The organism is Kitasatospora sp. NPDC002965 (assembly GCF_040611255.1).
Taxonomy (GTDB): Bacteria; Actinomycetota; Actinomycetes; order Streptomycetales; family Streptomycetaceae; genus Kitasatospora.
In genome coordinates this window covers 1-13,236 of sequence record NZ_JBEXNT010000085.1, presented here as the reverse complement: position 1 = coordinate 13,236, position 13,236 = coordinate 1, and the positions used below count along the sequence as shown (strand labels likewise).

Below are 13,236 nucleotides of genomic sequence, written 5' to 3'. Positions count from 1 at the left end.
GCCTCACGCCAACCGGCGGGCCCCCTCCGAGGGGATCACCGTGTAGAGGTGCGGCTCGGCATGGCCGGCGGCCGCGAACGCCGCGACGACCTCCTTGGCCACCGCCTCCGCCACTCCCGTCTCCACCAGGGCGATCACCGAGCCGCCGAAGCCCCCGCCGGTCATCCGGGCCCCGAGGGCCCCGGCGGCGACGGCCGTGGCGGCGGCGAGGTCGGTCTCGGCGCAGGACACCCGGTAGTCGTCCCGCAGGGAGGCGTGACCGGCGGTGAGGATCGGGCCGAGGGCGGCCGGGCCGTGCCGCTCCAACTCCGCGACGGCGTGCTCGACCCGCTCGTTCTCGGTCACCACGTGGCGGACCAACGGGCGCAGCTCGTCCGGGAGTTGTTGCAGTGCGAGCGGAAGGTCGAACCCCGAGAGGTCGCGCAGCGCCGCCACCCCGAGCAGGACGGCCGCCCGCTCGCAGCCCGCCCGCAGCGCGGCGTAGGCGCCGTCGGCGAGGTCGTGCTGCACCCGCGTGTCGATGACGAGCAGGGCCAGGCCCGCACCCGCGAGGTCGAGCGGGACGTGCCGGACGGAGAGGTCGCGGGCGTCCAGGTGGAGTGCGGCCCCGGCGCGACAGGCCATCGAGGCCATCTGGTCCATGATCCCGCACGGCACGCCGACGAACGCGTTCTCCGCCCGCTGGGAGAGCAGCGCGAGCCGGCGCGCGTCCAGGCCGAGCCCGTACAGGTCGTTGTAGGCGAGGGCGACCGCGCATTCGAGCGCGGCGGAGGACGAGAGGCCCGCGCCGGCGGGCACGTCGCTGTCGATCAGCAGGTCGGCGCCGCCGACGGGGTGACCGGCCTCCCGCAGGGTCCACACGACCGCGGCGGGGTACGCGGCCCAGCCCGCCACTCCGCCGGGCTCCAGCGCGGCCACGTCCAGCTCGACGATCTCGCCCGGGGTCCGGGAGGAGTGCAGGCGCAGCAGGGTGTCGGGGCGGCGGCGGGCCTGCACGCGGACGGCCTGCGGCAGGGCGATCGGCAGGACGAACCCGTCGTTGTAGTCGGTGTGTTCACCGATCAGGTTGACCCGGCCGGGCGCCGCCCAGGCGCCGTCGGGGGCGTGGCCGAACAGCTCGGCGAAGAGGGTGGTCGTGGTCATCGCTGCTCTCCACCGGTGGTGGACGCGACCTCCCGCAGACGCCGGGCGGCGTCCTCGGGGGCGACGTCGTTCATGAAGGCTTCCATGCCGGACTCGGTGCCGGCCAGGTACTTGAGCTTGTCGGCGGTCCGCCGGACGGTGAACAGTTCGAGGTGCAGGCCGAGTTCGTCGCCGCCGACGACCGGGGCCTGGTGCCAGGCGGAGATGTACGGGGCCGGGACGCGGCGTTCGCCGTCGCCGAAGAGGCGGTCGAAGCGGCGCAGCAACTCCAGGTAGATACCGGGGAGTTCTTCGCGTTCGGCTTCGTCCAGCCGGGTGAGGTCGGGGACCCTGCGGTGCGGGTGGAGGTGGACCTCGTAGGGCCAGCGGGGCGCGAAGGGGACGAAGGCCGTCCAGTGCTCACCGGCGAGCACGACCCTCTCCCCGTCGGCGCGTTCGGCGGCGACGAGGTCCTCGAAGAGGTTGCGCCCGGTGGCGGCGCGGTGCCGGGCGGCCCGGTCGATCATGTGGGCGGTGCGCGGCGTGGTGAACGGCAGCGCGTAGATCTGGCCGTGCGGGTGGGCGAGGGTGACGCCGATCTCGGCGCCCCGGTTCTCGAAGCAGTAGACCTGCTGGACGCCCCCCAGGGTGGAGAGTTCGGCAGTGCGGTCGGTCCAGGCGTCGAGTACCAGCCGGGCGCGGTCCTCGTCGAGGTCGGCGAAGGAGGCGTCGTGGTCGGCGGTGAAGCAGACCACCTCGCAGCGGCCGGCCCCGGGGCGGGTGGCGTGCAGCGGGTCGCCGAGACTGGGTCGGACGGGGTGCGTGTCGGGGTGTCCGGCCAGCGAGGGGAACCGGTTCTCGAAGACCGCGACCTGGTAGTCCGAGGCCGGGATCTCGCTGAGCCGCCCGTCGCGCGAGGGGCAGAGCGGGCACTGGTCGGCGGGCGGGTGGTAGGTGCGGACCTGGCGGTGCGCGGCGACGGTCACCCAGGCGCCGGTCAGCGGGTCGAGCCGCACTTCCGAGGACGGCGCGGCGGCTTCGAGCGGCCGCCGGTCGACCGCGTCCCGGCCGGCGGGGGCCGCCCCGCGGTCGAAGTAGATCAGTTCGCGGCCGTCGGCCAGCGTGGCGACGGTCCTGGTGGTCGAGCCGGCCAGGTCGGTCTCCCCGGTCACCGTTCCGGCCATGTCCTGCTCCCTTGCATGGAACTCCCCTTCAACAACATGGCCAAACAATATCGAACATTTACCAACACTGCTGCACCCATCGTCGCACGATCCGGTTTCACCTCGGGCAAGGGCCCGTGGCGAAGGCGCGCGGACGGGACGCCCGGCGCGACGGGGCCCGCCGGTCAAGACGTTCCGCACGCCAGGGGGCGAGGGAGGAGACGGGTAGCGCGGCCGGTCCCCCACGGCAGGACGCTCAACGCGGCAGCGACGCACCGGACGCGGGCCGGTGGCGGTGGACCGGCCGGAAGGCCCGGGCCGGACCGGCGCTCACGCCGGGGCGAGCCGCCGCGACCGGGGCCGGGCCGGTGGCCGTGCCGGTGGCCGTGTCGGGCCGGGAGTCCCGGGCGGGGCGCCAGGCACGGACCGCCAGAACGGCAGCGGCCAGGGCCAGGACCGCGAGGGCGAGGACGGCGGCAGGGAGGCCCGCGGTGGCGCCGAGCCAGCCCGCCAGGGGGTAGGCGAGCAGCCAGCAGCCGTGCGACAGCGAGAACTGGGCGGCGAACGCGGCGGGCAGCTCCGCCGCCGGCACCGCGGCCCGCAGCAGCCGCCCGCCGGGGGTGAGGATCAGCGAGCCCGCCGCACCGAGGCCCGCCCAGACGGCGAGCAGCGCGGGCCAGCGCCACCCCCCGCCGCCCGTCGAGGTGAGGACGGCCAGGGCGGCGAGCAGCCCCGCGATGCCGAAGGCGGCCGGGACCATGACACTGCGGTCGGCCACCCGGTCCAGGACCCGGGGCAGCAGCAGCGCGACCGCCATCGACCCGCCCCCGTACGCGCCGAGCGCGATCGGCACGTCCCCGGCGGGGCGGCCCAGCTGGTCGCGGACGTAGACGACGGTGTTGACGATCACCATGGCGCCGCCGGCGGCGACCGCGAGGTCCAGGGCGAGCAGGGCCCGCAGGCGCGGGACGGAGAGGAAGAGGCGCAGTCCTTCCAGCGACCGGGCCGCGACGGACGGCGCCCGCGAGCCGCGCGCGCCGCCCGCCGCCCCGCGCGCCGCCGCGACCGGCAGGACCACCGAGACCACCAGGACCGCCGAGGCGAGGAACCCGATCACCGTCCCCCAGAACAGCCAGCGGTAGCCGACCAGGGCGAGCAGGCCGGCGGCCAGGGCCGGGCTGACCAGGCTCTCCGTGTCGTAGGCGAGCCGGGAGAGGGAGAGCGCGCGGGTGTAGTCGCGCTCGTCGGGCAGCACCTCGGGGATCACCGACTGGAACGCCGGAGTGAACGTCGCGGAGGCCGCCTGGAGGACGAAGATCAGCAGGTAGACCTGCCAGACGCCGGTGACGAAGGGCAGTGCGAGTGCCACCGCCGCGCGGGCCAGGTCGGCCGCGACCAGCAGCCGCCGGCGGGGGATCCGGTGGGCGAGCACGGCGACGACCGGGGCGATCCCCACGTACGCCGCCATCTTGATCGCCAGGGCCGTCCCGAGCACGGCACCGGCCGAGGCACCGGCCAGGTCGTAGGCCAGCAGGCCGAGCGCCACCGTGGCCAGGCCGGTCCCGGCGAGGGCGACCACCTGGGCGGTGAGGAGGTGTCGGTAGGTGCGGTTGCGGAGCACGGAGAGCATGGGAACCCCGATCGACTCGGCGCGCAGACGGGTACGGCGCGAACCAGGGACGTCTCCTTCAGGATAGGACAATATGTGCATACGTGTGCACCCATTGGAGAGGGGGAGGCCACCGAAAGCCCGGCACCCGGCCGTCGGGCCGTTCCACGGGCCGTTCCACCGACCACTCCGGCCGATCCGCCGGCGGCTCTAGTCGTGCGGCGGCAGTCCGCTGATCTGGTGGTCGGCGACGTTCAGCGCCTCGTGCACCAGCCGCCGCAGGTGGCCGTGCCGCAGCGTGTACACCACCCGCCGACCGTCCTTGCGGGTGGCCACGAGCCCGGCCAGCCGCAGCTTGCTCAGGTGCTGACTCACCGACGGCCGCGCCGCGCCGCAGAACTCGGTCAGTGTCGTCACGTCCGCCTCGCCCTCGCTCAGCCGCTGCATCAGGGCGAGCCGGGTCCGGTCCGCCAGCAGCGCCAGGACACCCGCGGCCACGTCGAGCCGCTCGTCCGTGCCGGACGCCTGCGACACGTGCGCACCTGATACCTGGAGGCTCCCGCTCATGGCCTCATCGTAGAGGGCGCGCGGCCCGCCCTCACCCGCCGTGAGGCCACTGATCCGCGCCGCACCGCACGCCGCATGCCGCTCCCGCACGCCGCTCCCGCACGGCCGCCGGCCACGGGGCGCGCGGCCCACCCCCTCACTCCCCCCGGAGGTCGGCGACCCGGCGGATCTTGCCGACCGACCGCTCCAGGCTGTACGGATCCACGACCTCGACGTCCACGCTCACCCCGACCCCGTCCTTCACGTCGCGCGCGATCGCCGCCACCGCCGCCTCCCGCTGTCCGGGCCCGGCACCGGGCCGCGCCTCCACCCGGACGGTCATGTGGTCCAGGCGGCCCCGGCGGGTCAGCCGGAGCTGGAAGTGCGGCGCGACGGCCGGGGTCCGCAGGACGATCTCCTCGATCTGGGTCGGGAACACGTTGACCCCGCGCAGGATGATCATGTCGTCGCAGCGCCCGGTGACCTTGGCCATCCGGCGGAACGCGGGCCGGGCGGTGCCGGGCAGCAGCCGGGTGAGGTCGCGGGTGCGGTAGCGGATCACCGGCAGCGCCTCCTTGGTGAGCGAGGTGAGGACCAGTTCGCCGCCCTCACCGTCCGGCAGCACCCGGTCCGTGAACGGGTCCACCACCTCCGGGTAGAAGTGGTCCTCCCAGATGTGCAGGCCGTCCTTGGTCTCCACGCACTCCTGGGCGACGCCCGGACCCATCACCTCGGAGAGGCCGTATATGTCGACGGCGTGGAGGCCCGTCCGCCGCTCGATCTCCGCCCGCATCTCCTCCGTCCACGGCTCGGCGCCGAAGATGCCGACCCGCAGCGAGGTGGCCCGCGGGTCGACCCCCTGGCGATCGAACTCGTCGAGGAGGGTGAGCAGGTAGGACGGGGTGACCATGATGATCTCGGGCCCGAGGTCCTGGATCAGCTGCACCTGACGCGCCGTCATACCGCCCGAGGCGGGGATCACCGTGCAGCCGGCCCGTTCGGCACCGGCGTGCGCACCCAGCCCACCGGTGAACAGCCCGTAGCCGTAGGCGATGTGCACCGTCTGACCGGGGCGCCCGCCCGCCGCACGGATCGAGCGCGCCACGACGTCGGCCCAGACGTCGAGGTCGTGCTCGGTGTAGCCGACCACGGTCGGGCGGCCGGTGGTGCCGCTGGAGGCGTGGATCCGGCGCACCCGCTCCCTCGGGACGGCGAACATGCCGAACGGGTAGGTGTCGCGCAGGTCCGCCTTGGTCGTGAAGGGGAACCGGGCGAGGTCGGCGAGGGTCCGGCAGTCCGCGGGCGCCACACCGGCGGCGTCGAACCTGCGGCGGTAGAGCTCGACGTTGTCGTAGGCGTGGTGCAGTGTGGCCCGCAGGTGCTTGAGCTGGTGCGCCTTCAGTTCGTCGGCGGTCATCCGCTCCCCGGCGTCCAGCAGCGCGTCCGGGGGCGACTCCCCCAGGCGCGTCCGCGAGGCGGCCGGACCGGTCCCACTGCTGCTCATCAGGTCTCCTCCGCACCGTGACGCCCGCCGCCTTGCCGCCCTGCCGCCCTGCCGCCCTGCCGTCCCGCCGCCTCGCCGCCTCGCCGCAGAGGGGAGGCGACCCGCGGGCGAGCCGACCGATCATTCGGTTGCCGCCGGGCACGGCCATTGACTCAGTACCCGAACCACGTGTCAAGGCTCGCCGCGCAGGCCGGGACGGCCGACCGGGCCGGAGGCCGGCTGCCGGGCCGGTTCGCCGCGTTCCGCGTGCGGATCTCTGCCGAACGGCAGATGGCAGCGGCCCGCCGGTCCGGAAGGCTCGACCACGTCACCTTCCCCACCCTCCGACCGGCCGGGAGAGCGGAGCCCATGCCCCATCTCGCACACGAACCAGCACTCGACCTGATCGACGTCACCAAGGTCTACCGGGGCGGCCAACGCGCCGTCGACGGCCTCACCCTCCGGCTCCGCCCGGGCCTGCTCGGCCTGCTCGGCCCGAACGGGGCGGGCAAGTCCTCGCTGATGCGGATCGTCGCCACCGTCACCCGGCCCACCGCCGGCCAGGTGCTCTACCGGGGCGCCGACGTCCTCGCCGAACCCGACCTGCTCCGCCGCCAACTGGGCTTCCTCCCACAGGATTTCGGCGTCCACCCGAACCTCACCGCACCCGCGTTCCTGGCCTACCTGGCCGCCGCCAAGGGCCTCCGGGCCCGCGCCGCCCGGGCCCGGATCGACGAGCTCCTCGCCCTGGTCAACCTGACCGGGGCGGTCCGGCGGCCGCTCGGCGCGTACTCCGGCGGCATGCTGCGGCGCGTCGGCATCGCCCAGGCGCTGCTCGGCGACCCGCAGGTCGTCGTCGTCGACGAACCCACCGCCGGGCTCGACCCGGAGGAACGGGTCCGCTTCCGCAACCTGCTGAGCACGCTCGCCACCGACCGTGTCGTGCTGCTCTCCACCCACATCGTCTCCGACATCGAGTCGGTGGCCGGGGACATCGCGGTCGTCGCGAGCGGCCGGCTGCTGCGCCGGGGCACCCCCGAGGAGTTGCTGGGCGACCAGGCCGGCCGGGTCTGGGAGGTGGTGGTCGACCCCGCGGCGGTGACCGCCGTCCAGGAGCGGTACGTGGTCAGCCGGATGGTGCGCACCGCCGACGGCCGGGTCCGGCTGCGGCTGCTCGCGGACGGCGCGCCGTCCGCCGACGCCGTGCCGGTCGCGCCGGACCTGGAGGACGCGTACCTGGCGCTGGTCCGCCCGACGGGCGCCGCCGGCACTCCGGGCCGGGGCGCGGGAGCGTTCCCGGACCCGTCGTCCGGTCCGGTGGCCGGGCCGCACGGGCCGGAGGTGCGGCGGTGACGGGGCACGGCGGACGCGGCGGACGCGGCGGACGCTCCGGGCTCGGCGGCGGAGACGGCCCGGGCCTCGGGCTCCGCAGGGGCGGCGGGCAGGACCGGCGGCCGGGAAGAGACGGCCCGGTCGGATCCGGTACGCCGGGCCGGCTCGCCCGGCTGGCTCTCGGCGACTTCCGGGACCGGGTCCGGCGCCCCGCCTACGCGGTGACCCTGCTCGCCGCCGTCGGCCTCGGCCTGCTCGCCGTCCCGCCCGCCGACGGGCACTGGGCGATCCTCGCCCTGGGCAGCCACCGGGGCGAGTACAACAGCGCGTACGTCGGCACGGCGACCGCACTCGCCGGGGCGCTCTGGCTCACCCTCGGCGGGTTCTACGTGGTCCGCAAGGGCCTGGGCCGCGACGAGGAGACCGGCGTCGGCCTGCTCCTCGCGGCCACCCCGCTGCGGACCGCCGACCTGCTGCTGGCGAAGTTCCTCGGCAACCTCCTCGTCCTCGGCTCGATGCTCGGCGTCCTCGCGCTCACCACGCCCGCCCTGCAGCTCGTCCGGGGCGAGGACCGGGCCGTCGACCCGCTCGCCCTGCTGACGCCGTTCCTGGTGCTGACGCTGCCCCTGCTGGCGATGACGGCGGCCGTGGCCGTCCTCTTCGAGACCGTGCCACTGTTGCGGACCGGCCTCGGGAACGTGGCCTGGTTCGTCCTCGCACCGGCCCTGCTGATCGCCGGAGAGTCTCCCGGCGCGCCGTTCGGCGGGCTCGGTCTCGGCCCGGCCGCGGCGTCGCTGAGCGACGGTCTGGCGGCGCGGGGGGTCGAGCTCGGCGGCGAGGAGTTCAGCCTCGGCCTGACGAGGGTGGACGCGCCGCTGGAGCCGTTCCCGTGGGACGGCGCGGCCTTCGGGGCCGGGTTCCTGACGCAGCGGCTGCTGCTGGTCGTGCTCGCGGTCGGGGTCGCGGTGCTGCCCGCGCTCTGGTTCCACCGGTTCGACCCGGCGCGGGGCGCGGGCCGGGGCGCGGACCGCGGCGGTCGGGTGCCCCTCGGCACGGGGGCGGTCCCGGCCGGGCCGACCGCACCGGCCGGCGCCCCCGTCCCGGCAGCGGCCCTGCGGCCCCTTGCCGCACCCGCCTCCGGCGGCGCACCGTTCGGCGGATTCGGCAGCGGAGTCGCCGGCGGGTTCGGCGCCGGGTTCGGGCGCCTGCTCGCCGGAGAGGTCCGGATCCTGTTCGGCGACACCTCGCGCTGGTGGTGGCTGGGCGCCGCCGTCCTCGGCCTCGTCGGGCTCGCGGTCCCGCCCGAGGTGGGCGTCGGCGCGCTGCTCCCGGCCGCCTGGGTCTGGCCGGTGCTGCTCTGGTCCCGGCTGGGCAGCCGGGCGGCCGAGTACGGGCTTGAGGTCCTGCTCGGCGCCTACCCGGCCGCCCGGTCGAGGCTGGTGGCCGAGTGGGCCTCGGGCGTGGTGCTCACCGCCCTGGTCGGCGCGGGGGTGCTGGTCCGCCTCGTCGCGGCCGGCGACGCCGACGGGACGGCGGCCTGGGCCGCGGGCGCCCTGTTCGTCCCTTCGCTGGCCCTCGCGCTGGGTGCGCTCTCCCGGACCCACCGGTTGTTCCAGGCGCTCTACCTGCCGCTCTGGTACCTGGTGGTGAACCAGGTCGCCGCGCTGGACTTCATGGGAACCGTCCGGCGCGCGGGTCAGCCTGCGGGGCCCTCCCCGCTGCTGGTCGCCGCGGCGGCACTGGTCCTGCTGGGCGTCGCGCTGCTGACCTCCTCGGCCCGGCGCGCCGCCCGCGCCTGATCCGGCGGCGGCCCTCCACCCCCGCGGAGGGCCGCCGTCCGGGTCTGCGGCGCCCGCCGCCCCCGGGGACCCGACCGGGGACGGCCCGCCGGACGGCTCACCACTCCCGCGCCGAGGCCAGCAGCCGCTCCCGGACCAGGGCCACCGCCGGGCCCACCACTCCCGGGCGCTGCACGAGGTAGGCGGTGTTGATCGGCGGGTCGACCGGCTCGTCGAGCAGGACCAGTGCCCCGGACGCCAGCCCGGACGCGCCCAGGTAGCGCGGCACGACCGCGAAGCCCGCGCCCGCCGTGACGGCGGCGATGACACCGCGCAGGTCGGGCACGGTGAGCGCCGGGCGACAGGTGAGACGGCGGCCGAAGACGTGGCGCCAGTACCGGCGCACGATGGGCAGGTCCTCGGCGTAGGCGACGAGCGGCACCCCGTGCAGGGCGGAGGGCCCCTCGACGGCGAGCCGGCCGGCCAGGCGGTCCGCCCAGACCGGTGCCGCGACGAGGACGAACTCCTCGTCGCCCAGCGGTACGGCGGTCAGCGCACGGCCGCGCGGGCGGTCGGTGGCGATCACCAGGTCGTGCCGGCCGGCCCGCAGCTCGTCCAGCAGCGGCTCCGTGAGGCCGGGCGTCACCCGCAGCCGGACGCCCTCGGCGATCAGCGGGGCGAGGGCGGGCAGCACCAGGGTGCAGAGCAGTTCGGCCGGGCCTCCCAGATGGACGGGCTCGGCGGCGGACGGCGGCCCGGTCCCGGCGCCGGTGACGGCCGCGAGCGCGTCGAGCGGATCGGCGATGCGGGCGGCGAGTTCGTCGGCGGCGGGGGTGGGGGTGACGCCGCGCGGCTGCCGTTCGAACAGCTCGCGTCCGGTCTGGCGCTCCAGCGCGCGGATCTGCGAGGTCACCGTCGGCTGGGAGAGCCCGACCAGCCGGGCGGCGGCGGTGAACGAACCGGACCGGTGGACCGCCAGGAAGGTCCGCAGCAGGTTCAGGTCGGCGGGCACCACGGCGTCGGCGGCATGACCCGGGCTCACACGATTCCGGCTCTGGCTCTGGCTCTGGCTCACGCCGTCAGCCTAGGCCGCCGGGCCCGCCCGCAACCGCCGCCGGGCGGGGCCGGCCCCGCAGCTCACGCCCAACGCACCAGGTCCGCCGCACCTCCGCTGACCACCGCGGTGACCGGCAGACCCGCCGCCGCCAGCAGACCGGCCGCGACCGTCGCCCGCCGGCCCCGCCCGCAGACCGTCCAGTACTCCCGGTCCGGCGGCAACCCGGTTATCCGGTCGGGGAGTTCGGTGAGCGGGACGGCGAGGGCGCCGGGCACCGGCGGGTCCGGGAGCGCGCGGACGTCGAGGACCTGCACCGGTCGGCCCGGGACGGCCGCGCGGGCGCCGGGCACCTCGGAGACGTCGGCCGTCCGCAGCGCGGCGAGTTGCCGGCCGGTGGCGTGCCAGCGTTCCACCCCTCCGGTCAACTGGCCGACCAGGCGCGCGTCGTAGCCGATCCGCAGCAGCTGGACGACGGCCTCCCGGGCGGCGTCGGCCGCCGGTTCGGGCAGCACCAGCACCAACGGGGTACCGAACGGGACCACCTCGCCGATCAGGGCCGCGAAGGAGCCGTCCAGCTCGACTCCGAGCGATCCGGGGAGATGGGCGTCGGCGTACGCCCGGCGGTCGCGCGCGTCGACCACCGACGCGCCACGCCAGAGCGCCTGTTGGACCTCCTCGGCGGTGAGCGGCAGCAGCGGCGGCGGGCCGCCGAGGACGGGCGGGCCGGATCGGTTGAGCGGGCCCATCCGCCGGTAGTAGGCGGGCGGCGGGGGCAGTCCGCGCAGCCGGGCGGCCACGAACGCACCCTCGTCGTCGACGAGCAGCGCCGGATTGGCCCGCCGCTGGTCGCCGACGGTGCTGGTCCTGGCGGTGCCCGAGGCGGTCGCACCGGACACCGTCGTGCCGGACGCGGACGCGCCGGGCCCGGACGGACCGCGGGCCGGGGCGGAACCGGGCGGGGGCGCGCCGATCGCGCAGGAGCTTCCGGCCCCGTGCGTGGGCAACACCCGGGTGTCCCCGGGCAGTCGGGAGAGCCTGCGGATCGACCGGTACTGGGCCCGGGCCAGTTCGGCGGTCCGGTCGGGCCCGGACAGGTCGGTGCGGCCGGCGCTGCCGACCAGCAGGCTGCCGCCGGTGAACACCGCCATCGGACGGCCGCCGTCCGGGCCGTCGTCGAGCACCAGGTAGGCGGTGTGCTCGGCGGTGTGGCCGGGCGTCTCCAGCGCCTGGACGCGTAGGCCGCCGACGGTGATCTCGTCGCCCTCGGCGAGCGGGAGGTGGTCGAAGCCGTACCGGGCGCGGGCCGGTCCGGCGACGGTGGCGCCGGTCGCGGCGCGCACCTCCAGGGCCCCGGAGAGGTAGTCGTTGTGCACGTGGGTCTCCAGGACGTACCGCAGCCGCAGGCCGCGCGCCGCGCAGGAGGCGAGCAGCGGCCAGCAGTCCCGCTGCGGGTCGACCAGCGCCGCCTCGTCGCCGGACGTCAGCAGGTAGCTGGTGTCGCCGAGGGCCTCGGTGGTGACCGGTTCGACGGTGTTCCCGCTCGGAGCCGCGTTCGCCGTCGCGTCCGTCGCTGCTTTCGTCGTTGCTTTCGTCGTTGGGTTCATCGCCGCGCTCCTCGCCGCCCTGCCCGGCCCCCGACGACGCCGTCGCCGCTTCGGTCGCTTCCGTCACCGTTTCCGCCGCCGCTTCCGTCACCGTTTCCGCCGGGCCGGTCGCCGTCCCGTTCCGCCGGCCGCTCGCCGTCCGGGGCCGCGACGACCTCCACCGCCACCCCCGTGACCGGGTTGCAGCCGTACCCCTGCTCGTTCCAGGGCGCCCGCATCGGCTGGGTGTGCCCGTCGGCGTCAGTGGCCCGGGTCTGGAGGACGCGTCGGCCGGGCACCCGCGGGGTCCACTGGTACCACCACTCGGCCCACGCGTACCGCCCGCCCGCCGGTACCAGCACGGCCTGCCGCCAGTCGGCGCCGCCGATCCGCACCTCGACCTGGCAGACCGGCACGCCGCCCGACCAGGCCCGCCCGCGCACCACGCAGGCGCCGCCGGCCGGCAGCCGGGCGCCCGGCGAGGGGGCGGTGATCAGCGACCTGACCCGGATCTCACCCACGGGCCCCTCGGGCGTGCCGTCCGGCATGCCGCGCGAGCCCCGGTAGAGGTACTCCTCGGCCTGGAACGGCCCGTGGAACGGTTCGGCCACCGCCCGCACGCCGACCAGCCACTTGACGTCCGCCACCCCGTACCGGCCGGGGACCACGAGGCGGACGGGCGCACCGTGGCCGGGGCTGAGCAGGGTGCCGTTCATGCGGGTGGCGAGCAGGGTGTCCGGGTGCCGGGCGAGGTCGACCGGGAGGCTCCGCTCGAAGGCGGTGCGGCGGCCGTGCAGTTCGCCGAAGTCGGCTCCGGTGAAGACGAGTTCGACGGCTTCCGGGCGCACTCCGGCGCGGTCCGCCAGCACCGCGAGCGGCACGCCGGCGAACCGGGCGCAGCCCACCGCCCCCTGGTCCCAGGGCAGCCCGGGCGGCCGGGGCCGCATCAGGCTGCGGCCGTTGCCCGCGCACTCCACCACCACGTCCAGTTCGCGTACCGGGAGCAGCTCCAACTCTGCATAGGTGAGCGAGAGTTCTCGCTCCACCAGGCCGTGGATCCGCAGCCGCCAGCGTTCGGGGGTGAGCCGGGGCACGCCGAAGTGGTCACGGACGAAGAACGCGCCGGTGGGGGTGAGTGGTTCGGCCAGCGCGGCCGGCGGCGTCTGTGCGTTGTAGGGCCGCTCGGTGACCGTGTCGGGGCGCCACCGCGTCCGGCTCCCGCTCATCGCGTCCCACCGCCCGCCCCGACCCCGGGCGCACCCGCCACGCCCTGCCTGCCCGCCACGCCAGGCGCGCCCTCCCGGAGTCGGGCCAGCGCCCGGTGGGCGCCGAGCGCCTCGAAGACCGCCGCCGCCTCGGCCCGCAGCACCCGGTCCGGCTCCGCCGCGCCCGGCCGGGCGACCACCGCCTGGGCCTTGGCCCGGGCCGCCCAGTACGGCTGCCGGGCCCGCTCGTACAGCGCGGCCGCCGCCCTAAACAGGAGGTACCCGACCCTTCACCCCTGGGAGACCGGATGACCATCGCCACCGCCAAACTGTCCGACCCGACCGTGCGCGCCGCCGT

At 76.2% G+C, this 13,236-nt stretch carries 11 protein-coding genes; 2 read left to right on the top strand and 9 right to left on the bottom strand.

What is annotated here, in order from left to right:
* Positions 1–3 precede the first annotated feature (3 nt).
* The 5 genes from galK to paaK all read right to left on the bottom strand — a co-directional run bounded on the left by galK (position 4) and on the right by paaK (position 5,944).
* Complete coding sequence (galK, locus tag ABZY91_RS27670; protein WP_355405688.1) at positions 4–1,143, bottom strand: galactokinase; 1,140 nt, start codon at positions 1,141–1,143, stop codon at positions 4–6.
* The gene (gene galT, locus ABZY91_RS27665; RefSeq protein ID WP_355405687.1) at positions 1,140–2,306 is read right to left on the bottom strand and encodes a galactose-1-phosphate uridylyltransferase; all 1,167 of its coding nucleotides are present in this window, start codon (positions 2,304–2,306) and stop codon (positions 1,140–1,142) included. Before galT ends, galK begins: the two co-directional genes overlap by 4 nt.
* 235 nt (positions 2,307–2,541) lie before the next feature.
* On the bottom strand, positions 2,542–3,915 hold the full coding sequence (locus ABZY91_RS27660; RefSeq protein ID WP_355405686.1) for an MFS transporter: 1,374 nt from the start codon (positions 3,913–3,915) through the stop codon (positions 2,542–2,544).
* 189 nt (positions 3,916–4,104) lie between these two features.
* Positions 4,105–4,461 carry a metalloregulator ArsR/SmtB family transcription factor gene (locus ABZY91_RS27655; RefSeq protein WP_329876794.1) on the bottom strand — a complete coding sequence of 119 codons (357 nt, stop codon included), beginning with the start codon at positions 4,459–4,461 and terminating at the stop codon, positions 4,105–4,107.
* Positions 4,462–4,597: 136 nt separating this feature from the next.
* Positions 4,598–5,944 (bottom strand): phenylacetate--CoA ligase PaaK, encoded by a 1,347-nt coding sequence (gene paaK / locus ABZY91_RS27650; protein ID WP_355405685.1) that lies wholly within the window; start codon positions 5,942–5,944, stop codon positions 4,598–4,600.
* Between the two features lie 348 nt (positions 5,945–6,292).
* Between paaK and ABZY91_RS27645 the strand changes: the two genes are divergently transcribed.
* Both ABZY91_RS27645 and ABZY91_RS27640 read left to right on the top strand, forming a co-directional pair.
* Positions 6,293–7,276: an ATP-binding cassette domain-containing protein gene (locus tag ABZY91_RS27645; RefSeq protein ID WP_355405684.1), complete on the top strand. Its 984-nt coding sequence runs from the start codon at positions 6,293–6,295 to the stop codon at positions 7,274–7,276.
* Positions 7,277–7,428: 152 nt separating this feature from the next.
* The gene (locus tag ABZY91_RS27640) at positions 7,429–9,054 is read left to right on the top strand and encodes a hypothetical protein (RefSeq protein ID WP_355405712.1); all 1,626 of its coding nucleotides are present in this window, start codon (positions 7,429–7,431) and stop codon (positions 9,052–9,054) included.
* A gap of 97 nt (positions 9,055–9,151) precedes the next feature.
* Here the strand turns inward: ABZY91_RS27640 and ABZY91_RS27635 are convergent, their stop codons facing one another.
* The 4 genes from ABZY91_RS27635 to ABZY91_RS27620 form a co-directional block, all read right to left on the bottom strand.
* Complete coding sequence (locus ABZY91_RS27635) at positions 9,152–10,075, bottom strand: LysR family transcriptional regulator (RefSeq protein WP_355405711.1); 924 nt, start codon at positions 10,073–10,075, stop codon at positions 9,152–9,154.
* Between the two features lie 95 nt (positions 10,076–10,170).
* Positions 10,171–11,694, bottom strand: coding sequence for an MBL fold metallo-hydrolase (locus ABZY91_RS27630; protein WP_355405683.1), 1,524 nt, complete (start codon positions 11,692–11,694; stop codon positions 10,171–10,173).
* Positions 11,691–12,899, bottom strand: a complete 1,209-nt coding sequence (locus ABZY91_RS27625; RefSeq protein WP_329947479.1) for a sulfite oxidase — start codon at positions 12,897–12,899, stop codon at positions 11,691–11,693. The genes ABZY91_RS27630 and ABZY91_RS27625 overlap by 4 nt, the downstream gene beginning before the upstream one ends.
* Positions 12,896–13,078 (bottom strand): hypothetical protein, encoded by a 183-nt coding sequence (locus tag ABZY91_RS27620; protein ID WP_355405682.1) that lies wholly within the window; start codon positions 13,076–13,078, stop codon positions 12,896–12,898. Before ABZY91_RS27620 ends, ABZY91_RS27625 begins: the two co-directional genes overlap by 4 nt.
* Positions 13,079–13,236 lie beyond the last annotated feature (158 nt).